The sequence below is a fragment of the Lysinibacillus sp. F12 genome, assembly GCF_057773605.1.
In genome coordinates this window covers 487753-512699 of the sequence record NZ_JBYMLP010000003.1, presented here as the reverse complement: position 1 = coordinate 512699, position 24947 = coordinate 487753, and the positions used below count along the sequence as shown (strand labels likewise).

25 protein-coding genes, 1 pseudogene and 1 riboswitch are annotated in these 24947 nt (G+C 36.2%); of the genes and pseudogenes, 10 read left to right on the top strand and 16 right to left on the bottom strand.

The window, feature by feature from the left end; all coding sequences use genetic code 11:
- Nucleotides 1-115 precede the first annotated feature (115 nt).
- Together AC3CH7_RS16550 and AC3CH7_RS16545 are read right to left on the bottom strand one after the other, a co-directional pair.
- A complete protein-coding gene (locus AC3CH7_RS16550) occupies nucleotides 116-538 on the bottom strand; it encodes a hypothetical protein (RefSeq protein WP_036161646.1) in 423 nt (140 codons plus the stop codon).
- Between the two features lie 430 nt (nucleotides 539-968).
- Nucleotides 969-1592, bottom strand: a complete 624-nt coding sequence (locus AC3CH7_RS16545; protein ID WP_012294431.1) for a CPBP family intramembrane glutamic endopeptidase — start codon at nucleotides 1590-1592, stop codon at nucleotides 969-971.
- A 174-nt stretch (nucleotides 1593-1766) separates the two neighbouring features.
- Between AC3CH7_RS16545 and AC3CH7_RS16540 the strand changes: the two genes are divergently transcribed.
- From AC3CH7_RS16540 to AC3CH7_RS16530, 3 genes and pseudogenes are all read left to right on the top strand, one after another.
- Nucleotides 1767-2213, top strand: coding sequence for a LytTR family DNA-binding domain-containing protein (locus AC3CH7_RS16540; protein WP_012294430.1), 447 nt, complete (start codon nucleotides 1767-1769; stop codon nucleotides 2211-2213).
- 4 nt (nucleotides 2214-2217) lie between these two features.
- A complete protein-coding gene (locus AC3CH7_RS16535) occupies nucleotides 2218-2655 on the top strand; it encodes a DUF3021 domain-containing protein (protein WP_080695195.1) in 438 nt (145 codons plus the stop codon).
- A 322-nt stretch (nucleotides 2656-2977) separates the two neighbouring features.
- A pseudogene (locus AC3CH7_RS16530) lies at nucleotides 2978-3166 on the top strand (DUF6262 family protein); the annotation flags it as partial.
- A gap of 799 nt (nucleotides 3167-3965) precedes the next feature.
- On the opposite strand, the gene AC3CH7_RS16525 reads toward AC3CH7_RS16530, so the two are convergent.
- The gene (locus AC3CH7_RS16525) at nucleotides 3966-5567 is read right to left on the bottom strand and encodes a DUF4179 domain-containing protein (protein WP_447402967.1); all 1602 of its coding nucleotides are present in this window, start codon (nucleotides 5565-5567) and stop codon (nucleotides 3966-3968) included.
- Nucleotide 5568: 1 nt separating this feature from the next.
- Complete coding sequence (locus tag AC3CH7_RS16520) at nucleotides 5569-6105, bottom strand: RNA polymerase sigma factor (RefSeq protein ID WP_036161640.1); 537 nt, start codon at nucleotides 6103-6105, stop codon at nucleotides 5569-5571.
- A gap of 1163 nt (nucleotides 6106-7268) precedes the next feature.
- Here AC3CH7_RS16520 and AC3CH7_RS16515 point away from each other — a divergent pair.
- Entirely contained in the window at nucleotides 7269-8873 is a 1605-nt protein-coding gene (locus AC3CH7_RS16515; RefSeq protein ID WP_031418205.1) for an ABC-F family ATP-binding cassette domain-containing protein, read from the top strand.
- 49 nt (nucleotides 8874-8922) lie between these two features.
- Here AC3CH7_RS16515 and AC3CH7_RS16510 read toward each other — a convergent pair whose 3' ends face one another.
- From AC3CH7_RS16510 to AC3CH7_RS16495, 4 genes are all read right to left on the bottom strand, one after another.
- A complete protein-coding gene (locus tag AC3CH7_RS16510) occupies nucleotides 8923-9666 on the bottom strand; it encodes an amidohydrolase family protein (protein ID WP_036161638.1) in 744 nt (247 codons plus the stop codon).
- Nucleotides 9667-9830: 164 nt separating this feature from the next.
- The gene (gene fabF / locus AC3CH7_RS16505) at nucleotides 9831-11066 is read right to left on the bottom strand and encodes a beta-ketoacyl-ACP synthase II (RefSeq protein ID WP_012294423.1); all 1236 of its coding nucleotides are present in this window, start codon (nucleotides 11064-11066) and stop codon (nucleotides 9831-9833) included.
- 19 nt (nucleotides 11067-11085) lie between these two features.
- Nucleotides 11086-11643 (bottom strand): TetR/AcrR family transcriptional regulator, encoded by a 558-nt coding sequence (locus tag AC3CH7_RS16500; RefSeq protein WP_012294422.1) that lies wholly within the window; start codon nucleotides 11641-11643, stop codon nucleotides 11086-11088.
- A 79-nt stretch (nucleotides 11644-11722) separates the two neighbouring features.
- Nucleotides 11723-12193: a DinB family protein gene (locus AC3CH7_RS16495; RefSeq protein WP_447402954.1), complete on the bottom strand. Its 471-nt coding sequence runs from the start codon at nucleotides 12191-12193 to the stop codon at nucleotides 11723-11725.
- Nucleotides 12194-12362: 169 nt separating this feature from the next.
- On the opposite strand from AC3CH7_RS16495, the gene AC3CH7_RS16490 reads away from it, so the two are divergent.
- Together AC3CH7_RS16490 and AC3CH7_RS16485 are read left to right on the top strand one after the other, a co-directional pair.
- Nucleotides 12363-12971, top strand: coding sequence for a hypothetical protein (locus AC3CH7_RS16490; protein WP_036161635.1), 609 nt, complete (start codon nucleotides 12363-12365; stop codon nucleotides 12969-12971).
- 61 nt (nucleotides 12972-13032) lie between these two features.
- Entirely contained in the window at nucleotides 13033-13857 is an 825-nt protein-coding gene (locus tag AC3CH7_RS16485) for a S1C family serine protease (protein ID WP_031418196.1), read from the top strand.
- A gap of 52 nt (nucleotides 13858-13909) precedes the next feature.
- Here the strand turns inward: AC3CH7_RS16485 and AC3CH7_RS16480 are convergent, their stop codons facing one another.
- The 3 genes from AC3CH7_RS16480 to AC3CH7_RS16470 form a co-directional block, all read right to left on the bottom strand.
- On the bottom strand, nucleotides 13910-14395 hold the full coding sequence (locus AC3CH7_RS16480) for a YkvA family protein (protein ID WP_036161631.1): 486 nt from the start codon (nucleotides 14393-14395) through the stop codon (nucleotides 13910-13912).
- Between the two features lie 324 nt (nucleotides 14396-14719).
- A complete protein-coding gene (locus AC3CH7_RS16475; protein ID WP_004230088.1) occupies nucleotides 14720-14920 on the bottom strand; it encodes a cold-shock protein in 201 nt (66 codons plus the stop codon).
- Between the two features lie 222 nt (nucleotides 14921-15142).
- The gene (locus tag AC3CH7_RS16470) at nucleotides 15143-15463 is read right to left on the bottom strand and encodes a DUF1033 family protein (RefSeq protein ID WP_227256844.1); all 321 of its coding nucleotides are present in this window, start codon (nucleotides 15461-15463) and stop codon (nucleotides 15143-15145) included.
- Nucleotides 15464-15550: 87 nt separating this feature from the next.
- On the opposite strand from AC3CH7_RS16470, the gene AC3CH7_RS16465 reads away from it, so the two are divergent.
- The 4 genes from AC3CH7_RS16465 (at nucleotide 15551) to AC3CH7_RS16450 (ending at nucleotide 20045) form a co-directional block, all read left to right on the top strand.
- The gene (locus AC3CH7_RS16465) at nucleotides 15551-17278 is read left to right on the top strand and encodes a methyl-accepting chemotaxis protein (RefSeq protein ID WP_012294415.1); all 1728 of its coding nucleotides are present in this window, start codon (nucleotides 15551-15553) and stop codon (nucleotides 17276-17278) included.
- A gap of 42 nt (nucleotides 17279-17320) precedes the next feature.
- Nucleotides 17321-17602 carry an acylphosphatase gene (locus AC3CH7_RS16460; protein ID WP_031418192.1) on the top strand — a complete coding sequence of 94 codons (282 nt, stop codon included), beginning with the start codon at nucleotides 17321-17323 and terminating at the stop codon, nucleotides 17600-17602.
- Nucleotides 17603-18324: 722 nt separating this feature from the next.
- Nucleotides 18325-18975: a 5-bromo-4-chloroindolyl phosphate hydrolysis family protein gene (locus AC3CH7_RS16455; RefSeq protein WP_012294412.1), complete on the top strand. Its 651-nt coding sequence runs from the start codon at nucleotides 18325-18327 to the stop codon at nucleotides 18973-18975.
- Nucleotides 18972-20045: a toxic anion resistance protein gene (locus tag AC3CH7_RS16450; RefSeq protein WP_447402953.1), complete on the top strand. Its 1074-nt coding sequence runs from the start codon at nucleotides 18972-18974 to the stop codon at nucleotides 20043-20045. The genes AC3CH7_RS16455 and AC3CH7_RS16450 overlap by 4 nt, the downstream gene beginning before the upstream one ends.
- Nucleotides 20046-20091: 46 nt before the next feature.
- On the opposite strand, the gene AC3CH7_RS16445 is transcribed toward AC3CH7_RS16450, so the two are convergent.
- From AC3CH7_RS16445 to odhB, 5 genes are all read right to left on the bottom strand, one after another.
- The gene (locus tag AC3CH7_RS16445) at nucleotides 20092-20289 is read right to left on the bottom strand and encodes a DUF6501 family protein (RefSeq protein ID WP_012294410.1); all 198 of its coding nucleotides are present in this window, start codon (nucleotides 20287-20289) and stop codon (nucleotides 20092-20094) included.
- A 271-nt stretch (nucleotides 20290-20560) separates the two neighbouring features.
- Entirely contained in the window at nucleotides 20561-21295 is a 735-nt protein-coding gene (locus AC3CH7_RS16440) for an amino acid ABC transporter ATP-binding protein (protein ID WP_012294409.1), read from the bottom strand.
- Between the two features lie 12 nt (nucleotides 21296-21307).
- Nucleotides 21308-22033 carry an amino acid ABC transporter permease gene (locus AC3CH7_RS16435; RefSeq protein ID WP_012294408.1) on the bottom strand — a complete coding sequence of 242 codons (726 nt, stop codon included), beginning with the start codon at nucleotides 22031-22033 and terminating at the stop codon, nucleotides 21308-21310.
- A gap of 169 nt (nucleotides 22034-22202) precedes the next feature.
- Nucleotides 22203-23060: a transporter substrate-binding domain-containing protein gene (locus AC3CH7_RS16430; RefSeq protein ID WP_031418189.1), complete on the bottom strand. Its 858-nt coding sequence runs from the start codon at nucleotides 23058-23060 to the stop codon at nucleotides 22203-22205.
- Between the two features lie 118 nt (nucleotides 23061-23178).
- A riboswitch (Lysine riboswitch) is annotated at nucleotides 23179-23365 on the bottom strand.
- 297 nt (nucleotides 23366-23662) lie between these two features.
- Entirely contained in the window at nucleotides 23663-24919 is a 1257-nt protein-coding gene (gene odhB / locus AC3CH7_RS16425; protein ID WP_031418188.1) for a 2-oxoglutarate dehydrogenase complex dihydrolipoyllysine-residue succinyltransferase, read from the bottom strand.
- Between the last annotated feature and the right edge of the window lie 28 nt (nucleotides 24920-24947).

The window sequence follows — 24947 nt, the reverse complement described above, 5'->3', positions numbered from 1 at the left end:
TCAACAATCTGGCTCGGAGGTTGAACAACAAGTTAAAAAACACTCTTCAACTAAATGCCTCGTTAGTTTAGTAAGTTCAACAAAAAGAAGGCTAATTTTATTTTAAGTTGAATCTTTAGTTTTCTATGCGGATAAAGTATTTTTCATAAATATCTATTGCATCAATCTGTAGATTATTTAAGTTAATTTTCAAATCACCCTCACGCTCTTCATCTTCTTCACCCAACCAACAAATATAAACTTCACAATAATCACCTTGTGGAAGTAACTCTTTTAGTAAGTGACATAAATAGAGAAAAGTCTTTTTGGATTTTTTGTAGTTATGTGGTGAATGCATCTTTTGATATTCATTCATTTGCCAAATAGGCTTACCTTTCTCAGAAACTTCATAAATATAGGGCGTAGTAAAATGCTTCTGTTTAACTACATTACGATTTTCTTGATCTGAGAAAACGTAATCAATTTCAACTTCATCCTTTGTATAATACTCATTAAGTTTTACTGAAAAATTCAAACCAATATAGGTTGCCATACTCATTTTAATAAACTCCTTTTATAGGGTGACTTTTATAACGCTTCACTATACTATCAGCCTCTTCTTCAACTAAACTGCCCCGTTAGTTCAATAAGAGAAAAGAGCTACATTATGCAGCTCAATGATCTTCAAGTAAAGCTCCCTTTAATGGAATAACTAAAATATGGGCTTATTCCTAAAATCGCTTATAGCTTGTTGAACTAAATCACTCCGTTAGCCATCACGTCGGGTAAAATCGATGCTTCATCACAGAAAATGAAAGATTACTCCGTTTTTTTTATAGGAATTCAAGAGCTTAGATTAAACAACTGAACCTCATAGGTCCTGAAAAAACTTCAAATTTGCTAACAGTGGTAAATTAAATAACCTTTTCCCATAAAATTATTTAATATCGAGAGGCGAAATTACACAACATCCCTCTCAATTATTACCATTAATTTTTATTTAGCTGCCATTTCCCTGAAATAGCAGCTAGCATCAACCATGGCTCTATTACCATATTGATTAGAATATGGGCTACAATTGGTGCAAAGGTGCTCCTTCCAGTATAAATATAGAGCATAGCAAGTAGACAACCTAAGATTGTCGTTGAAAGAATTGCTGGAAGCGCAATTTTCATCTCTCCTCGCAATAACACCCATGCGCCATGAGCAATTCCAAACGCAATTCCTGAGATTATTACTTGTGAAAGATTTGAAAATCCAATAGATAATACATACTCCATGAGCAAATGTCTAAATACGACTTCTTCTACTATTCCACTTACAATAGCAGCCCATATACCAATCAATTTAAGCCAAGAAAATGTAAACAAATTGCTTTTTACTAAAGGTATTGCAGAAATTGTATAGGAAATATACCCGATTACGATGAATGCAGTGAAAAACCACATAGGTAAGTTCAAGTGCAGTTCCAGAGAATAGCCCAACCCATTCTCAATAAATTTTTTAGGATTAGTTACATACCAATAAATAACACTTAATGAAAGCATACTTGATATGCTTGCTAATATCCATCCTGCCTTTCTTTGCTCTTTTAGCGTTGTGATCTCGTTCATATTAACTGTCCCCTTATATTAAATTAATGTTTCTAAGGCCTAATATAACGACATCAAAGTTTAGCAACAATACGTTACATGTAACATGTCTTTATTGAAAGGTGAAATGCTTTTTATGGATGACAACCTGCATTATTCGATTTGTAATTTATGGTATATTTTTATAGAGAGGTGATGGAGTTGAAGATAGACATAAAAATTGATCCACAAATTGATGAACCCTACATAACAATCTGCGTTTCTAAATTAACGCCAACTATACAGGCTGCAATCTCACTCTTACAACAAGAAGAACAACAAATTTTAACAGGGACCGCTAACAATAAAGTGCATATTATCGAGCCTAATTCTGTTATAGCTATTAGGACGGAAGGCAAAGATTTAGTACTATATAGCGACGATGGTAATCGTGTACTTATGAATAAACCTTTGTACGAGTTAGAGCAGCAACTAGGGGAAGGATTTATTCGGATTTCTAAATCTGCCATCATTAATCCTAGAAAAATCAGAAATATTGAAGCTTCCTTTAATGGCACAATGGAAATCGAGCTTACTTTAGGAATAAAAGAAGTCATTTCACGCAATTATAAAAAATCATTTAAAGAGCGCTTGGGGGTATAAGTACATGAACTTTTTCAAGAATTTATGGTTTGGAATAAGTATGGGCTGTACAGTTTTTGTTTTTGTAAATCTTATTGGATATTGGTTGAAAGGGGATTTGTTTTTAGAAGCTGTTATATCTAATTTTCCACAACAAATTTTGGGATCAGTTACTGTTGGCATTGCCTGTATACTACCTTCATACGTCTATAGGACAGAACGTTTAACATTTTTACAACAAAGTGCTTGTCATTTTTTTATCGCTATAGGGACCTTTATAGCTGTCGCCTTTTCTTTAAAATGGCTTCCAACATTTTCGATAAAACTAACGATTCTATTGTTACTATTTAATGTATTAATTTTTGCACTAGTTTGGCTGTTATTTTATTTTTATAGTCAATCAGAAGTAAAAAAAATGAAGCAGAAAATCATTGTTCATACAGACAGTAGTAATAATCAATAGATTTCTTTGATAGAAAATTATTTAAAGAGGTTAATCAACATAAGAAGCCTCTTTTGTATTCAAGCCTCATTTTCCGGATATTTCCATTCGTTTTCAAACGACTTAAATTAAACAGTCTCCATCTTTATCCCCTACTAACTATTCTTCGGCTCATACAGCTATAACTGCATGAGCCGAAGATTATACAACTAACCTGACCTGTTAGTTTAAGTGAGAAACTTCACAATCTCACTCTGAATTTTAACAACAATATCAAATCCCGTTGAAAAGTGTTCCTCCACAATCTGGCCAAAGTTTGTAATATGAGGTTAGCCAGTTTTTTCTGGTTGACCTTTTTCTTTTAGGTCTAGCTAACACACATCAAAAAGTAGATGAAGCAATTAAAAGGCTTATAAAAGCGAATGAACGGATAAATTTTAATAGTGTGTCTGGCGAAGCTTATGTATCGAAAGCAACACTTTATAACAACAAGGACATCCGTTCGAGAATAGAAACACTACGAACTCAACAAGATTCTCCGGAGAAGGTGTTTGTAACGAAGCAAATTGTGTTGAGGTGTTTTTATTTGTCTCGTTTTAGTTAATCCTAGCTGAATATTGGATTGACAACAACTGCACCTATCGTGATGGTTTGTTGAACAGTCAAATTGGTTTATACTAATTTTCGCAACGACTGTTGTAAATTTCTTGAAAAGATAATATCGTAACTAAAGTTTTATTCATTACAACAAACCAGAAAGAATAGAAACAAAAGTTAGTATGGCAACAGGGAAAGTATTTATCAAAGCATATAAAGCACAAAATCTAGTTAAGAAATCATAACAGTTGATTTTTTCAAAGAGGAAATTCCTCAATTAGATGCAGATGTATTGTATTTAGCGGTCGTGGAAAGCTTTTTGAGGCGAAGCTTTCAATACATAAACACAAGTAAAGCAAACAAAAATCACTCATTTAGATGCGTTAAGCGTTGAAAAGCAATAATCTTTTCGAAAACAACAACCAAGGAAATAGTAAAGCGTATTTTGAATTAATCAAAACACGCTTTTTTTATACTCAAATGAGTCATCCTTTTATTATCATGTTGTTGACTTACAGTTCTTCACAGTCTCCTTAATCTACCATAAAACACCAAGCAGTCGTGTACTTTCGCTACGAAAAGACTTATATAAAACATTTGTAACTGCCGTTTCACTTACGTTACATAAAACATTTGTAACTGCCGTTTCACTTACGTTACATAAAACATTTGTAACTGCCGTTTCACTCACGTTACATAAAACATTTGCTGAAAGAAGTTACACTGCAAACGATTTACTGTAAAACAATAGTTTTAGCTCGATCCTCATTGACAGTATAAAGGAAGAAGTTTAATGTAATATCTTTTTCTTTTATATTTTTAAATGTTTCTACTTGGTTGTGTGTTCTTAACACTCCGTCATTAGAACGAGTTTCAGCAAAGATTCTTTTGCCATTCTCATAAATAACATTTTGTGTGATACCTCCAAATTGCTCGTTCTTACTTTCTGATTCAACAATTAAATCATTACCTTTCGTATAGTAGGTAATATCAATGGGATACCCGTTTAATTCTGCATTGATAGTCTTTGGAACTTCAGAAATATTTGTTAGCTCTACTTTGTCTTGCTTCCCAGCTTCATAAGAAACCTTCGCATCATTTAAAGTAAGAGAAATTTCTTTATTCGTAATATCCTTTATAAGCCCCAGTGTTTCAAAAGAAATATAATCTTTAAAATTATATCCCGATAATTCCTGTTCACCAATTCGTAATTTAAACTGACGATAGTTGAAATGAGCTATATTAGAATTAGAATCTATATATTTTTTATCAAAATAAAGCTTTACCTCACTCGGTGTAATAACAAGCTCATTAAATTGAAGTTGCTGAGAGCCTATCTCAATTTTTTCGTCTATATTCATAACAAATGTAGATTTTTTAGCAAGATCCTGATTGTATTGGAAATCTAGGCTCCATGTATCTGGTTTATAGCTTACTGTATCAGTATAACTTAAAAATACCCCTAATTTTTCTACCATTTCTTGTGGTATCTCTAGTGAATCACTACTTTTAATGACATTTGGTTGTGGACGTTTATAAGTAACGCCAAAATTGGCAATGTTTTCACCTTGAATTTTATAAGATAAATATGCATTTTCTATGTTATTGGACTTTTCCAGATCAATAAGATAATCCAATGTATACTGCCCGTTTTGATATTCATTTGAAGTGAATTCTATATGTGATATTCCATCTTGATTAATAGTAATCTTTTCAGGGAACGCATTTGATTGAAGCACATCTTTTAACTCTACACTTTTCAACTGTGTCTCCTTTACACCTCCAAGTTGAAGTGTAACATTGCTGTTGTGCGGGATTCCCTCATCTGTATGTAGAATCCCTACTATTTGATCCGTTTCCTGATTATATACTGCGTTAGTCTCCAGCTTTATTTCTTTTCCGTCATTTATTTTGAGTAATGCTTGTTCAAAATCTGCTGCATCGATTGGATATTTATGATCAATATCTAAGCTAAAGTTAATAGTAGTACCATTTTGATCTGAAATTATATTATGGATATTTAATAAACCAGCTTCGTTTTCTACAGTTTTATTGACTTCCTGTCCAAAGCCATTTTCTAAAGAAGTAATAATGCCTGATCTATTCATATTTCGCATCCAGTCCAAGATTTCTGTTGTATATTTAGCAAATACAGGTGTGGCTGATAAAACAATTGTGAACATAATGACGGTTAATATAACTTGTGGTTTATAGCTATGTTTTTTAGTTTTAAAATTATGATTTTGTTGTTTACGGATGATTTTACTCCACATTTCATTCTCAGTAGGATAATCTACTTGATCGTACTTCACTTTTTCTTTCATTAAATCGTCCATATTACTCACGATGATCCCTCCATTCAAATAACAAATTTTCATCTACTTGGATAAACTCTTTCGTTAATTTTTTACCTTTAAAAAGCCTCGATTTAACCGTCCCTTCAGGTATTTTTAGAATTTCAGCGATTTCTCTATCTTTACAATCATGCACATATTTCAATACCATTACCTTCCGTATACGAACAGGTAGTTTGTTCATTAAGTCGACTAACTCACTTTTATTTTCATTGAGCTGTATTGTTCGCTCAATATTTTGGGTATTGTCAACTCGTATCAATGATAGGAAATCAAGGTTTTCTTTTAATAGCAGTCTGTTCTTTTTCTTTAAATAATTTCGAGACATATTCATAGAAATACTAAGTAACCAAGATTTTTGATTTTGTATAGATTGGAAATCTTCACTCAAAGCTTTTGCAAATACATCCTGACAAAGGTCCTCTGCATCGTATTTATTTTGAAGCATGTAATAGCAAGCTCTGAAGACGTCCTTATAATATGTTTGAAACAAGACCCTTTCATTGCTAATTTGTTCCACAATCCCACCTCCTTTTCCGATTTCTACACAAGTAACAATTTAGCATTATAAATAGTTCATTTTTCAAATGAATACTTTCTTCGAATTTGATGGAGAAAGCACTTTATATAATTCAAAAACACTTATTATAATTATAAACTTCTTTAAACTAACGGCGTGCTTACTTTAACAAGCAAAAGACAAATCACCGACTTGATACTCAGCAACCGGGCGCTATTCCAGAGCAACGATAAAAGCCAAATTTCTCAATTTTAATGATGAGAAATTTGGCTTTTTATACTTATCGTTAGAATAGGTGGGAAATGATTCCTAAAGTGACACTTCAAGCTCCTTCAACTGGCGAATCTAAATTTTGATCAACAGAACTAACTCTCACATAACCAAAAATTAATATGTATTGATTCCTTTAATTCAACAACTTTTAACAAACAACTCAATACATTGATATTACTACATTATCGTTTTGTTTAACTAGGGTCTACTTAAAATGAACATTTATTAATAAGCTTTAAATTTAATATTGAACAGATGAATCCAATCACATGCCACTTAATATTCCAATAGATATTTATAGGGGTTTCGCCATAAAACAAAAACCCCGAATAGTCTACACTTTTTAAGTGTCTACGATTCAGGGTTTCAAGATGTATTCAAGAAGCTAGGTTTAAATAAATGTAATCAATTCTAAGCAGATATTACACAGACTTTATATCTCGTTTCCTTATCTATTGAAATCTCAGTAATTACTCTGAATTCTTTCATTTCAGCAAGTCTAAAAGATAAGGAATAAGCTATTTTATAATCTGGTGTATCATAACCATCATATTGGTATTATCTCCAGATTGCTTGGGTTGTAAGCTAGGCTGAAAAACAACATCATCCATTCTCAATGCTTTTACTTTTCTAGACATTTAATATCTTCCTTTCAATTAAGTATTAAAAGGTAATAAATTAGGGATAAATCAATTTCATTTACTTACCTGTTCTTTTCCCTAAAAACGTTTAAAAACCTTACTTATTTCGATTCGTATTTCCACACTCCATTATTCCTACACATATCCCGTTCAAGCAATTGCCAATAAACCTTGCTGTCATAATGTTTATAGACTATGGAACATATTTCATGATATACTAGAGCCATTGTGAAAAAAGGAGGAACTTGCATGATTCAAGTTAGTAATGTAGGTCTTCGCTATGGCGATCGTAAACTATTTGAAGACGTAAATATAAAATTCACACCAGGTAACTGCTATGGTTTAATTGGCGCAAACGGTGCTGGTAAATCAACATTCTTAAAAATTCTTTCTGGTGAAATTGAAGCACAAGAGGGTAACGTATCAATGGGCAAGGACGAACGTTTATCTGTCCTCAAACAAAACCATTTTGAATACGATGATCATACAGTGCTTGACACTGTTATTATGGGGAATAAACGCCTCTATGACGTAAAAACAGAAAAAGATGCTATCTATGCAAAGGAAGATTTCTCCGATGAGGATGGTATGCGTGCCGCTGAGCTAGAAGGTGAATTTGCAGAGCTAAACGGTTGGGAAGCTGATTCAGAAGCAGCAACATTATTAAACGGTTTAGGTATCTCTGATGACCTTCACTACATGCTAATGGGTGATCTTGAAGGTTCTGATAAAGTAAAAGTATTACTGGCACAGGCCCTATTTGGTCAGCCTGATGTACTATTACTCGATGAGCCTACCAACCACCTTGACTTAAAAGCTATTCAATGGCTAGAAGAATTCTTAATTAACTTTGAAAACACAGTCATTGTTGTATCCCATGACCGTCACTTCTTAAACAAAGTATGTACACATATTGCCGATTTGGACTTCTCTAAAATCCAATTATATGTAGGTAACTATGATTTCTGGTATGAATCTTCTCAATTAGCTCAAAAAATGGCTCAAGACCAAAATTCTAAAAAAGAAGAAAAAATTAAAGAATTACAAGCCTTTATCGCACGATTCTCTGCCAATGCTTCTAAATCGAAGCAAGCGACATCTCGTAAAAAAATGCTGGATAAAATCGAGTTAGATGACATTAAACCATCAAGCCGTAAATATCCATTCATCAATTTCCAAATTGGTCGTGAAATCGGGAATGATGTATTAACAGTTGAAGGTCTAACTGCCAGCCATGAGGGCGAATCACTATTCAAAGATATTCGTTTCTCCATGAACAAAGAAGATAAAATCGTTTTACTGGGTAGCCCACTTGCTAAAACGGCGCTTCTTGATATCTTAATGGAAGATAAAGAAGCAGATGCTGGTACATTTAAATGGGGTGTAACTACCTCTCAAAGCTACTTCGAAAACGATCATGACAAGTACTTCGAAGGCACAGAAAAATCATTAGTGGAATGGTTACGTCAATATTCTCCTGATGATGAAACAGAAAGCTTCCTACGTGGTTTCTTAGGACGCATGCTGTTCTCTGGTGAAGAAGTGAAAAAATCACCTTCTGTTTTATCAGGAGGAGAAAAAGTACGTTGTATGCTATCAAAAATGATGCTTGCAACAGCAAACGTGATTTTACTAGATGAACCAACAAACCACCTTGACCTTGAATCCATTCAAGCATTGAACGAAGGCTTAATTCGTTTCAAAGGGGCAATGATTTTCACATCTCATGACCATCAGTTCATTCAAACAATTGCTAACCGTGTAATTGAAATCCGTGAAGACGGTTCAATTTTAGATAAGCAATTAACATATGATGAATTCTTAGAGTGGAAAGATAGCCAAGGTTTAAGCTAATCCCAATAAAAATCCTCTACCGTACGTTTGGGTAGAGGATTTTTTGCATTTACTTGTTATACCATTTCCTAGCATTTTGATAGAGAATTTTATCCGCAGCCTGTTCATCAAAAAGCTCTTGAATCATTTCAACATCCGCCCATTCAAAAGGTCGTTTAGCTCTTGTCGATGGCAAATCTGTTCCAAACATTAACGCATCTGGATTGATGCTATAGATGGCTTGCAAAGCATTTTTCACATTCAATTCTACCCGTCCGAAACCAGTCGCTTTCACACGTATACCCTTTTCTACAAGCTTTAGCAAATGTGGTAGCCCTTCCTCCGATAAGCCCAAATGGTCAATTGAAATAGCTGGTAATGCTTCAAGCGTTGAAGCAATCTCAGGTAAATATTTGGCATCTATATAAAGTTCACTATGCCAGCCTGCCAGCTCAAACACTCTTCTTGCCAGGCTATCAAGTCTTGATAAATCCTCTGAACCGCCTCGTTGACTATTAAAGCGTAAGGCTCTAACCCCATTTTTATGTAAATGAAGGATTTCATCATCAGTCACTGTATACGGTAATTGTGTCACGCCACAAAAAGCAGGACCTAATTGTGTCAAAGAATTCAATAAATAATTCTGATCGAATTCTTGAAAGGAACCAGAGACAAGGGCGCCCCCCTCTACATTAAAAAGAGCTGTTTCCTTTTGATAATCCTCTACCACATAGCTTGGCGGTGTATAGCCTTGATTTTCTATAATTGGAAAATCAAAATTAATAATATGGAAATGCGCATCAAAAATTCTCACTATCCATCCCCCCCTTCTTTTAAACATATCATAGAAAGAACATAAGCGAAAATATTGATTATTTGTGTAAGTCCATAAGTAAAACTTATTATACAGGTGTAAACCCTTTCCTATAGACCATAAAAAAATGGTATGAAACGTTTATTTCATACCATTGAATGCTATTATTCCTCAAACTTTCTAAAAGCCAATACAGCATTATGACCACCAAAGCCAAAACCGTTAGACAAAGCTATGTTGACGGTTTGATGAAGCGCCTCGTTTGGAACATAATTCAAATCACACTCTGGATCAGGCGTTTCGTAATTGATCGTTGGTGGAATGATGTCTTCCATAATACTTTTTAAGGTAATGATGGCCTCGATTCCACCAGCCGCCCCAAAAAGATGACCTGTCATCGACTTAGTAGAGCTCACTTTTAATTGATAGGCATGCTCACCAAATACACTTTTAATAGCCTTTGTTTCCGATTTATCTCCCTCTGGTGTACTCGTACCATGGGCATTGATATAATCGACAGCGGTCACGTCAATATCGGCCATTTTTAATGCCAGTTTCATCGCACGAGCCGCCCCAGTATAGTCAGGGGCTGTTATATGGAAAGCATCTGTCGTCACCCCATAGCCTACAATCTCTCCAAGAATTGTTGCGCCCCTTTGCTTAGCATGTTCATATTCCTCTAGGAACACAATCCCTGCTCCCTCTGACATTACGAAGCCATCACGTTGACTATCAAATGGTCGACTAGCTTGTTCTGGTGCATCATTTCTAGTAGACATCGCCTTCATACGGGAAAATCCAGCAAAGCTCAGCGGATTTATCGGTGCCTCAGCCCCACCAGCTAAAATTCCATCTGCATAGCCGTGACGTATATTTAAAAATGCTTCACCAATCGCTTGGTTACCCGTTGCACAAGCAGAAACTGGTGAAAAGCTTGGCCCTTTAAAGCCTGTTTTAATCGCGATAATCCCTGCGGCCATATTGCTAATCATCATCGGCACCATAAACGGTGAAACCTTCCTTGGTCCATTATCAAGCATGGCTTGATGATTCGCTAAAATCGTCTCAATTCCTCCAATACCTGAGCCAATATAAACACCTAGACGTTCCTTCTCAACTTGCTCCATATTTAAGTTTGCTTGCTCCAAAGCCTGCTGAGATGCAGCCAGTGCATATTGTACAAAAAGATCATATTTACTTACTTCCTTTTTATCCATATACTTAGTGGCATCAAAGTCAGTGATAGAACCAGCAATTTGCGTATTAATGCCGTGGAATTCTTCTGCTTCTAACCTTTTAATACCTGATTGTCCTTCTTTAATATTCCCCCACAAGTCTGATACTGTTTGACCAAGTGGTGAGATGACACCATATCCTGTAACAACTACTCTACGTACCATCTATGTTTCTCCTCCTCGTTTACTTTAACAGTTCCTTTAATTGATCTAGCACTTTGTGAAAGAAATCTTCCCCTAAAACGCGTTTGTATTGCAAGGCACCCTTCGTACTAGAAATGAGCAATATGGCTAATGCCTCTAAATCCATTGTCGACTTTAATGAGCCATGGTGCTTAGCATCCTGAAGTAAGTCCACCAAGACATCTACTTCCATTTGGCTAAGTTGTTGAACTTTTTCTTGCATCGCAGGTGATAATTCTTGATAGTCCGCATGCAATGCTGAAATGGGACAAACACCATCTTGTTCTAGGAATTTTATCCGTTGTAATATAAAAGCGAAAGGTTTATCCTCAGCTGCAACTGTAGATTCCTTAATGAATGTATAAACCTCCCTTAATCCTTTTTGAATTCTTTCGCAAACTGCCAGCCCTAAGTCTTCCTTCTTTTCAAAATGATAATGAATACTTGCTTTAGTGACACCGAGCTCTTTCGCTAAATAATCATAACTAAATGATGTGAAACCTTTTTCTTGAATATTCTTCAATGTTAATTCGATAATTTGTGATTTTCTATTTGTCATGGCTCTACACTAACTTACTAGTAGGTAAGTGTCAACTAAAAATACAGCAGATACGTTGTTTATCTGCTGCAATGGAAGTCTATTGCATTTCCTTTGTTGGTCCCATAACACCCGGTACTGGTAAACCAGCTTGACGAAGTAGCACTGTCATTTGTCCGCGATGATGTGTTTGATGATCGATTAATGCACGTAATAATGCGCCTTTTGGTATTGGTCCTTTAAAGCCATTCACAACTTCAAGTAAATCTTCATTTGAAAGCTTTGCCGCTTCCTCTTTTATACCATTCACAACTTTCGCATACGCTTGTACAATTTCTACTGCTGATGTTGGTACAGGGTCTTCTTGACGAATCATTGGTACCTTTAAGCCTGCTAGATAACTAAAATATCCAGCCGCTCCAACTAAATGCCAACCAAGCCAGCCGAGTGTACTATGACCCTCCACGATACTTTGATCTAACTTGTCATCAGTTACTGCCTGTAATACTTTCAATGTTCCTTCTGCAGCCATTGTCCATTCCTGTAAAAAATCATCCGCTTGTCTATACATAACCATGCCCCCCATTTTTTAACTTCAATTCTATGTTAGTTAAATTTTTTCCTAGTTACAAGTTTCTAGCTTTTAGTTTACATAATAATATTATAATAAACATTAGCTATGATTCGTATAATTCCCTGCATTCACGTATAATTATAAAAAGTAGCGAAGGAGTGTGCCCATGAAACATCCTATTCTCATACTTACTGTTGCCCTTTTACTGACAGGGTGCAATGAAGAAATAAAAAATGAACCTGTGCACCCAATTGTCCAAGATCAAATGTCCCTACTCACCTTTTTCCCACCTGATGGCTCTATCGCTTATTTTCAAGGTGAAGGAAATGAATTTGCAAGCTTTACCCTACAAACTACCTATCTAGATCCACAACATATCGCTCAGGTTGAAGATAATGGTGGTGTCACCCTATTAAAAATTTATCGCATTACAGATTCAAAGATTGAGCTTATCTATCGTGAACCCGTTGACAGCAACCCTCGTTTACCTAGTTCAACAGAAGTAGCTGCTTACCCTGTGCTAGAAACAGTACTGCAACAACCTATACAAGTAGGGACAAGCTTTCAAGGCTGGACCATTCAATCCATAACCGCTAAAGTCGATACAGGAACAAAAGTCTATTCGAATGTCATCCAAGTTACACGCACGGAAGATCAATTCACAACGACCAATTATTTTGCACAAGGGGTTGGACTCATCAAAAAGGAAGATAGAATGGAGTCTGATCAAGAGCAGCCATTTGTCGTAACATCAACCTTACAAAAAATAGAATAGTATGATGATAGCAGGCGTTCTGCTTGGGCGCCTGTTATGTAGCAAAAGGAGGCATCATCCTATGAGTGACCTACATAAGCCAGCTAACGAGCAGGAAGAATTAACGGAAGAAGAATTTATTGAGCTTGTGTTAACTGAACAGCAAAAAGCATTAGCACAAGAGCAAGAAGACCGTCTTCAAGGCAAAAAAACAAAAAAACCCAAGCCATTCGTACGCTGGATTGTATGGAGTATGGCTTTCGTCCTGTTTTTCAATACATTCGCACTTATTTTTCAAATCTATTCCATTCCAGCTATCGAATTTATGAAAGTATCAACAAAGCTATCCGCACAAGAAGATATACAAACCTACAAAAAAGCTGTTGTGGAAATTTCGACAGCTTCCAGTAAAGGCACTGGTTTTGCCATCTCACCTGATGGTCTTATTGTCACCAATGCCCATGTAGTAGGACAAGCACGAACTTTATCCGTTGTGTTTCCTGATGAAGGAGTAATGGAAGCAGAGCTAATCGAAAGCTATCCGGATGTGGATTTAGCCTTATTGCAAGTACAAGCAGAACAGCTCCCTTATCTTCCGTTAGCAGATGATCCAACCTTCCCTTCCAATGAGCATATCCATTTTATCGGTAACCCCCTTGCCTTTACAGGAATAGCTAATGAGGGAACATTGCTGGAATCCATTCAATTAGACGAGTGGCAAGAACCCGTAATGATGCTGAAAGCGCCCGTTTATCGGGGTAATAGTGGTAGCCCCGTCATTAATCAACAGGGTGAGGTCATCGGTGTTATCTTCGCAACAATGAAATATGAACCTATAGGACGAGTTGGTCTGTTTGTCCCTGTCCAGCAACTCCACCACATATTAGAACAGGCGAACAAAAAATGAACCTGTAAGATACAGGTTCATTTTTATCAGCTATTAAGTTTACATAATAATATTATTTATCTTTATTTTCCTGTTTCACAAACTGAGCAATGGCTGATTTCACAGGTATTTTACTTACAACCTCATCACTAATCTCAGCGACCTTCTGGAGGGCATGCAAAAGATGATCATCCCCTGACCAATGCTTTTCCAGCACTTCTGGCCCTAATTTATTAATAATCGTATTCACCACAAATGTTGCCAACACAATATCATCTAAATAGCCACCAAATCCTAATATTCCCTCAGGCATCAAATCCATTGGAAACACAAAATACGCAATTGACGCACCAATCAATGCCCGACTTTTTTTATCCACCCCTGCATCGGTTAATGTTTTCACTAATAGATGAAATAAATCAGGCACAAACATTAAATACGGTGTAAATTTACTGCTTTTCCCCTTTTTCGACCCAAGAAATTCTACTAATTTTGTACGTAACTTCTGATAAAAATCTTGCTGCTCCTGTTCATTCGGTAATTTTGCTAAATTTTCCATAATAAATCTACCTCCAATAGTAAGTACCCTTGTTTGCCTTTTTATGACGCTAATCAGTTACTTTCATGGCACAATCCTTCACGTTTGTGGTTCTATCCGTCACTCTGCTCATTCTATCCACCGCTTTGCGCGTGATCCAGTACTTTGACACTTCTATCTGCATCTTTTGCCGCGCTATCCATTTCATAGCACATTGCCAGTACTACTTTATATTTATCCCATTTTAAGATTTATAATCATTGAACATTGCAATGATATAAAAAAAAGACATCCTATTTGCATAGGATGTCTGGGTTTAACGAAAGTAATTTTAATTTCTGAGAATTAAAGTTTAGTTACGTTAGCAGCTTGTGGTCCGCGGTTGCCATCTACAACTTCGAATTCCACTTTTTGACCTTCGTCAAGAGTTTTGAAACCTTCGCCTTGGATAGCTGAGAAGTGTACGAATACGTCGTTTTCACCTTCAACTTCGATGAATCCAAAACCTTTTTCTGAGTTAAACCATTTTACTGTACCTTGTTTCATTTAAGAAAACCTCCAAAAAATAAAAGTGAACAATATGTAATTTCTTCAGCGATTGAAAAAAATTCACATATTACAAAGAGTACCGTACTAATGCGATCACTTTTTGTAATATGTGAATTCATGTTTCCGGTGAAGCAATTAAATTGTTAACCTAAGTATAACCATCATTCATAATTTTGTCAAATAAAGAAAATTGTTTTTTTACTTTATTTCAAAAAATTTTTACATATCTTCCATTTTACATGCAATAATTCCATGATATACTTGTGCGTCATCATCACATGCCTCACAGTAGAAACTTTCATCCTCTGACCAAAAAGCCCAATATTGCCCTTCTTTTACTGCTTCATTATCATATGTTGAACGAAAGTGTGCTAATTTATGCTGTAAAGCCAGCTCAAACTGCTCCTTTGCTTCAAATGTATCGTGTGTTTGAATAAAAGCTTCCCAGCCCTCAAATTTCCACCAAGGCTCATAGTCTGCTTTCATGTAAATAATTGTATACATATTTGCCCATTCCTTGCTGTCATAAGATATTTTCATTTTAGCAAACACACCCGAAATGTCTATTAAAACCACCTGAATTATGCTATTATTACCTTATTATACATAATTTTTGGAGGTTTTTATATGTTTTCAAGCATTCGACCTAAAGCTGAGCTAGAAGAACTACTAAAACGTGGTACAGATTTACGTGCAACAGGCCGATTCCATCAAACATTGGCATTTAACCATTTCAATACGCAAGATGAAGAGCATTTAAAGACGCTCTACGAAAAGCTAAAAGATATTACTCCTTCTATGAATGCCATTTTTCACCACTATTTAAGTGAGATATCCCCTACCTCTCAATTAACCATTAGTGAAGAAAACATTAATCAATACTTAACACAATTTTTCCTAGCAACGCGGGATGACGAATATGTGGATGAAACCGTCAAGTTTTTCAATTTATTCCGTAAGCATCAATATGAGCCTGGTAAATTAATTGTCGTTTTCAATCAGTTTGCCTTTTATATTACTACTTATATTTTACATAACTTTGGAATGAAGCCCAATAAAGCCTTCCAGTTTATGAAATCCTTCCAGTCCGCTGTCAATGTCGATCAGGAACTATTAGTGGAGGTATTGACGGAGCGCATCATTGAGAATGTTGTGGGTGAAATATCATCCTTGATGGACGTCAATGCCAAAATCATGTATATGAAAGATTTAGTATTTAGTTTAGATAAGCAAAATGAGGAGATCCAGTCCTCTACAGCTGCTACTGAGGAAATTGCCGCTTCAATCAATGAAGTTGCCCGCATGTCCTCTCATATATCTGAGAAAACAACTGAATCTGTTGACCATGCGACACAAGGTAAAAATGCCATTGAACATGCATTATCAGAAATCTTTAAAACGGAAGAAACGTTTACTTCGATTGTAGAATCTTTTTCAGAATTACAAAAACGGGTGAATGATATTGAACAAGTCGTGACATTAATCAACCAAATTGCGGACCAGACCAATTTACTGGCTCTAAATGCCTCCATTGAAGCTGCACGTGCGGGTGAACATGGCAAGGGCTTTGCGGTTGTCGCACAAGAAGTACGAAAACTTGCGGAAAGCACAGTCTCGGCTTTGAGCGAGGTTTCAACGAATGTTCACCATTTAAAGAGCTATTCCAATGAAGTCTCCGACTCGATTACTGAAACAACAGCAATCATTAAAGAAGCAACTGTTGAGGCGAAAGAATCGTTACCATTATTGAATGCGATTGTCCATGCGATTGAAGGTATTAACTTAGATGTGACCAATACAGCAGCGATTTCGCAGCAACAGGCGGCAGCCATCGATGAAGTCTCCTCTAGAATGATTGAAATTTCTAGCTTGCAGGAAGATATTCGAGATTATAGTCATAATACATCCAGTGATATCCACCTTTTAGGGAAAGAAATCAATCGTTTCCGTAATGATATTATTGCCAATAATAATGTACAGCTTTCATCCATAGCCCTTTTACAGCTATCTAAAGCTGATCATATTTTATGGAAATGGCGCATTTATAACATGTTCCTTGGCCTAGAACATGTTGAACCAAGTGATGTTTCTTCGCATAGAGAATGTCGACTTGGCAAATGGTATACAGCTTCTCGTACGGTGGAGCGTTTCGGTCATTTACAGGATTATCATGATTTAGACAATTATCATTTACTTGTCCACGAATCAGCGAAGCGTGCGGCAACAGCCTTTAAAGCTGGCAATATCGCACAAGCTGATAGCCATCTTAAAGAAGTAGATGAAGCGTCAACTCAAGTTCTATATTATATTAATAACTTAATTGCCTATTTAGAAAAGGAACGAGTTATGCAATAAAGAGAGAGGCTCATCCCCTCTCTAATGGTAGGAGGTATTTCCTTGAACAAACGAGCAAGTATTAAATTTTTTGGTGACGTCTATGGGACAGGCTACCGATTCTTTATTAAACAAAAAGCCATTGAATTAGGGCTAAAAGGGTATTGTAGATTGAATGCTGCCGAGCAAATTGAGGTTGAAGTAGAAGGACCTGAAAAAGCGCTGAATGAATTCCTTCTTTTTGTCCAAAAGGGTGTTAGTCCCCAAGCCGATTCCAATTCATTTTCTTTAGAGTTATATGATGATTTAAAAGGATATGTACGAATGGAGTCAGACATTGTTTAGTCTGGCTCTTCTTTTTTACAAGGTATTAAAGGTAAATGCACCCTATAATAATTAATGATTTATATTCTTTTTTAGGTATTTATTATTGAATATGGCGACCTCTATTAAACCAATCATACATACGGCTAAAAATAATATAGACCAATTGATTTTTCCAGATAATACAAATGTATAGATAACGTCAATTACACAGTATAAGAGTATGATGCTAGCAATAATTATTCCTTTTTTATTGTTCATTTTTCCACCGCTTTCTTTTTTCACAATCCTATTATCATATATACCGACTTTATTATACAATAATTATCCTATTTTGGTTTATTAAACTATTTTAAAATAAGCACTTAGATTGGTGGTTCGTTTAAAAGCAGTTGTTGATGTTTTGTATTAGGGAATAAAAAAGTAACATCCATGCTTAATTCTTACACTAGGAAATAGAACCGCACGATCGAAAAATAAGTCAACACGTTTATTTCAAGCTAGACAGCACATAAACCTAATCATTAGAATTTCGAATCCATACGATATGATGTTCACAAATCTCTTAAAAATAAGTGGACATACATACTGAACAACTTAATCCTAGTTATTCTAGGTAATATCATTGAGAAAATTTGCGATTCGCAGTAAAATTTATGTAAGGTTTCATTTTTCATTGAAACTTTATGTCGATTATTTCGTATAAGAAGATAGACATATTGAAATGCAAGGAGGAAGAAACAATGCTTAGTATTGGACAGTTTTTTTCTAGACATACTGCTAGCTTCGTTATTTCGCTAACAACTGTTTCTATCGCAGCAATTGCAGCAAATCCTGGATTCTTCCTTGGTGGTTTACTGTTTGCTGGTTCATATGCGACGAGTACAGCGTTGCTGAAACATAGACAAAAAAAGAAAGTCATGCAAATAGCAGGTATCACAAAAGAAGAATTCAAACACATTGAAACACAATTATCAACCGCTAATAAGCAAATTCAAACATTAAGTCAAAACTATTTACGTGTACGTTCCGTATCTGCTTTTAAACAACTACTGGAGATGACCCGTATTTCAAAAAACATCGTCAAAATTGTCAAGACAGACCCACGTAAGTTTTACAATGTTGAACCCTTTTTCTATGCACATTTACCTTCAGCAGTGGAATTAACGGATAAGTATACAATGCTTTCTAGACAGCCTGTGAAGGATAAAGAAATTCAATTGACGTTATCAAAAACGCGTGAAACACTAACGGACTTAAATGATACGATTCAAATTGATTTAAAGGATGCGCTTGCGAATGATATTGACCACCTACAAATGGAGATTGAATTCGCAAATCGTTCTAATCTTAGACGTAGAGAACAATTGGACTGGCGAGGCGATGACAAATGACGGCAGATGAACATGCTTTTCAATTAAATACCATTCCTGGTCTTTCTCCATTAGTACAATCTTATTTAGAAACAACTCCACAAAATGAGGCGATGGCGACGTACGAAACGCTATCGCCTCTTGCGCAAAGTCGGGCTTTACTATATGCCAGCCAAATTGATTTAACTGATTTTGAATCATTGCTGTCTTTAGGACAGGATTCACAGCGTTCCCTGTCCCAGTTTGCGGATCGAATGTTAGCGCAGGTGAAGCAAAAGGACGTGACCAAAATAGGTCAAATGCTAGACTCCTTAATGCAAACCTTAGATCGCGTAGACCCGACAGCTTTAGAGCCAAAAAAACAAACCTTTTTCAAAAAAATATTTGGTGGTAAAACAGAGCCTACTGTGAAACAAACCCTAACAGAATTTGAGCGTATTAGTATTCAGGTGGAACGTATCGGGGTGCAATTGGAACGTGCTCAGCTCCAACTAATTCGGGATGTAGAGAATTTAGAAGCACTTTATACACATAATCGAGGATTTTTCGAGGAACTAGCTACTGCGATTGCAGCTGGTCAAATGAAAAAGCAGCAGGCCATTGAGGTGGAGCTTCCTACAAAAATAACAAGTGTCCAAGCAAATAAACAGCCTCTTGCCATTCAACAACTAAATGATTTCGCTGCACAAATTGAGAGGCTGGATCAACGTATTTATGATTTACAGGTTTCTCAACAAGTAGCCCTACAAACGGCACCACAAATTCGTATGATACAGCAAGCGAATCAAACATTAGCTGAAAAAATTGAGTTTTCCATTGTCACATTAATTCCTTTATGGAAAAATCAACTAGCAATGATGCTATCCATGCATATGGATCATCATTATGCACAGCTTGAGGAACGATTATTACAGACACAGGATCGTTTTGCAAGACCTTCATTCGAACAGCAAGTATCGAAATTTAAGGAAACGCAATATGAGCTACAAACAGCTATAAAAGATGTGTTCGCCTTACATACGGCGACGGAACAGGAAAAGCAACAGTTGCAAAATACGACGGATATAAGAGGCTATCAGAGGGATTCATGAAAAAAAGGGTGGCTCAGTAAATGATCTGAACCACCCTATCTTCTTTTTATGCAAAATAATCTTTATAGTAGCCACCGACGTTGCCAGTGTTATCAATGATAAAAATGAACTCTTCTGTTTCATTTTTTACTTCATATTCTTTTCCTACTGTTAAAACATTTGATACTAGGTATTTTGATGCATTGGTATGTTTGCAAGTCACTGTTCGTAATGTTGGCGCATCTTTCCATTTTAAATGTAACATATTCTCTCTACCTCTCTTTACTAGCATAAAGCTAATGTCTAATGCCTATTTTATAATATTTTTAGGCTTTTGTGGAGAAAAAAGAAATACAATACCTAATCTATCCAAAAATAATTTTACATTTGAGGTGTTATGATGAGCTTTGGCGGTGTACCACAATGGTTTTTTATTATTGCAATAGCATTCGTAATCTGCTTTGTCCTTTATGCAGAATGGAATTCCAGAAAGTAAGTGAGTCTCTATTATAGGACTCACTTTTTTTGATGAGGTCCTACTGCTTTAATGTTCGTTTTAAAAACTCTTTCGTCCGATCATGCTGAGGGTTTATTAATACCTGTGATGGTGGGCCCTCTTCGACAATTACACCTTTATCCATAAAGACTACGCGATCTGCTACCTCTTTGGCAAACTCCATCTCATGCGTTACAATCAGCATCGTATTGCCTGCATCAGCTAATTGACGCATCACTTTTAATACCTCCCCTACCATCTCAGGGTCTAGTGCTGATGTAGGTTCGTCAAAAAGCATCACTTCAGGATTCATGGATAATGCTCTGGCAATGGCTACGCGTTGCTTTTGCCCCCCTGAAAGCTGTCGAGGCTTTGCGTTTACATATTGTTCCATACCAACAATGTTCAAATATTTAAGCGCTGTTTCCTCTGCTTCCTTCTTCGAGCGTTTTAAAACTTTTATTTGCCCCACCGTACAATTATTTAAAACATTGTGGTTGTTAAATAAATTGAATTGCTGGAATACCATCCCTAAATGTGTTCGATATTCTTGGATATTGTGTTTTTCATCTAGGATGTCTTCCCCTTGATAAATAATTTGCCCACCACTTGGTGTTTCTAATAAATTAATGCAACGAAGTAAAGTGGATTTGCCTGAACCAGAGGAGCCTATTAAGCAAACAACTTCTCCTTTTTCCACTTGAAAATTAACATCTTTTAACACTTGGTTACGTCCAAATGATTTACTTAAATGTTCAATTTTAATGACTGCCATTTGTGCGTCCCCCTATATTGCTTCTTTTTGTTCTTTTTGATAGGCATCTGGTCCATCTAAACGTTTTTCAACATAGAGAAGGATTCGTGATGCAGTGAATGTCATTATGAAATAAAGAATACAAGCTACAAAGAACGATTCAAAATAACGGAAGTTGTTACCGGAGATTGATTTTGTTTGGAAGAATAATTCTGTTACTCCAATAACGTTTAGTACAGCTGTATCTTTAATATTCATAATTAATTGGTTGCCTGTCGCAGGCAGTACGTTTCGTGCTACTTGTGGTAGGACTACGTGAAGCATGATTTGGAAGTGATTCATACCGATAGCTGATGCTGCCTCATATTGACCATTATCAATCGATACGATACCACCTCGGACAATTTCTGCCATATAGGCACCTGTATTAAGTGAAACGACTAAAATCCCCGCTGTAATAAAGTGCATGTCTATGCCAAATGCGATATCTAATCCATAGTAGACAACCATAGCCTGTACAATCATTGGTGTACCACGGAAAAATTCAACATAGCATGTGAGTATAAAATTAATAAGCTTTAAGCTATAAAATTTCACACCTTTTTTACGAACTGGAATCGTATGCATAATTCCGATGAAAAATCCGATAAATGCACCAATAATTGTACTTATAGTCGAAATCAGTAACGTATAATACGCACCTCGTAAAAACATTTGCCAGTTGTTTTCAATAATTGAAAGTATCCATTCAAGACTCATGATGTTCCTCCTTACAATGTCATGTTGCTTGCTATCTTTTTCGTGCCCTAGCTTTTTCTACTAGTCTATGATTTATTTCGCTAGGACATTATCATTATGTAGAGAGGTTCTCATTTTAATAATGATGAAATGATAGTGCACGGACTAGCAACTAGTCCGTGCCATTTTTTTATTGTGCTGCTGGTTGCTGAGAAATAGCTTCTTCCATTATCGCTTGACGATCATCTTCAGAAATACCTTTTAGGATTTCATTGATTTTTTCTAGATTAGCATCATCTTTACGTAAGCCTACAGCAATCGAAGTATTTGAAAGATCTGTATCAAAGCCTTCTTCAAATGCTACGTATGTGAATTTATCGTTGGCAGCTGCCGCAGAAATTCCTTCAGGACGTTCGGCTACATATCCATCAATTTTGCCTGCCTCTAAAGCTACACGCATCGCTGGGAAGCTTTCCATTGCTGTTTGTTTATTGACACCTTTAATTTGATCAATCACATTGTAGTTGGAAGTATTCAGTTGTGATGTAATTTTTGCGCCAGAGAAATCTTGGATTGATTTGACACCTTCATATTTACTACCTTTTTTAATAACCATTACAAAATCAGAAGTATAGTAGTTTTCAGTAAAATCAATTGTTTTCTTACGTTCTTCTGTTGGCGACATTCCCGCGATGATTGCATCAATTTTATTAGATTGTAGCGCTGGTACTAAGCCGTCCCATTCCAATTTGACGATCACTAATTCTTTGCCTAAACCTTCAGCGATTTTTTTCGCCATTTGTACATCATAGCCACCTGCATACTCTGCGTTATCTGCAATTTTTACTGCTCCATTTGCATCGTTTTGCTGTGTCCAGTTGAATGGTGGGTAGCCCGCCTCCATTCCAATTCGGAATTCACCGCCGCCTTCTTCTTTATCTGCGCCAGCATCACCTGAACTACTTTCTTTTTTGTCACTAGTGCCACATGCAGCTAGCACAATTGCCGTCATGATAGAGATCATTACTAACAACCATTTTCTTTTCATGAAAAACTCCCCTTTTCTGTAAAAAAATAAGACAACTGTACGAAAAAAGACCTAAGTCTTGTGAACTTAGGTCTTACCTTTTATGACAGTTGCCCAAATCCTCACTAGTATTCCATGTTTCCGAGATAGCACAACCTAGTAAACCTGGAAATGAATTTACTAGGACAGTCCTGCACTTATTCACTGCAGACCCAGCATAAAAGTACGAGCTCCTTTTATACTTCGGCGATATTTCCTTCTTCATTGCGTCTTTGTTTGCTTGTACTCAACAATGAACTAATAAATACCGCGCCTCTACCTCACTGATGTTTGTTAGTGAGGTTTGTTTATTTAATTGATATTTAGATACTACTATAAAACTAGTATGTACGTCAAGAGAGTTTTATCATTTTTCTGACTAATGACAATATTAGGGTATTATGCTTGCCCTATCCATTATTAATCTACGTATTTTTATCCATATATCTGCTGGAAAACAACATATTTTTACTACCTATTCTTTTTATACTAAGTAAATAGTTTTGGATTATCAAAATTACTAATGACTTTAGTGATACAGAAGCCAAGAAAAAACCCTGCAAAGTTTGCAGGGTTTAAAGGAATTATGAATTTAATAATAAATCTTCAGGATTTTCGATTAACTCTTTAACTGTTTTTAAGAATCCTACAGAATCTTTTCCATCGATGATACGGTGATCGTAAGAAAGTGCTACATACATCATTGGACGGATTTGAACTTCACCATTTACTGCAACCGGACGGTTTACAATGGAGTGCATACCTAAAATACCAGCTTGCGTACCGTTCATAATTGGTGTTGACATTAATGAACCGAATACACCACCATTTGTGATTGTGAATGATCCACCAGCCATGTCATTTAAGCCTAATTTTTTATCACGAGCTTTTGTCGCTAAGTTAGCGATATCTTTTTCGATTTCTGCAAAGTTTTTGCTATTCGCATCGCGTACAACTGGTACTACTAAACCTTCTTCAGTTGATACTGCAATACCGATATCAAAGAAGTTATTTAAATGAATTTCATCGCCAGAGATTTGAGCGTTTACGTATGGGTATTTTTTCAGTGCTGCAACAACAGCTTTAGTGAAGAATGACATGAAACCAAGTTTGATGTCGTTTGCTTTCACAAACTCTTCTTGTTTACGTTTACGAAGTGCCATGATGTTTGTCATGTCAATTTCGTTGAATGTTGTTAACATTGCTGTTGATTGTTTAACTTCTAATAAACGTTTTGCAATTGTTTGACGACGACGGCTCATTTTTTCAATCGTTACACGGTCAGAATTAGCTGCTGGTGTGAATACAACTGGGCCACCTGTAGTTGCTACTGGTGTAGGTGCTGCTACTACTGGTGCTGTACCATGTGCCGCTACATCTTGTACACGTACACGGCCTTGTGGATCTACTGGTGATACCGCTGCAAGGTCAATACCTTTTTCACGTGCAAGTCGACGTGCCGCTGGAGATGCAATGACACGCTCACCAGAAGTTTCTTCTACTACAGGTGCTGCTGCTACTGGTGCTGCAGGTGCTGCTTGTGGCGCTGCTGGAGCTGGAGCTGCTTCAGCTGGTGCTGCCGCTACTGGTGCAGCTGCTGCGCCTTCGCCTGCTTCTACAATTGCGATAACTTGACCAACTAGTACAGTATCGCCTTCTTCAGCTAAAATTTGTGTTAATACACCTGCTTCTTCAGAAATGATTTCAGCGTTTACTTTATCTGTTTCAAGTTCAACGATGAATTCACCTTTTTCAACGCGATCGCCCACTTTTTTTACCCACTGTGCGATACTACCTTCTGTAATCGATTCTGCTAATTCAGGGACTTTAATTTCAGCCACTTTCATTTCCTCCTTTGATTAACGTGCA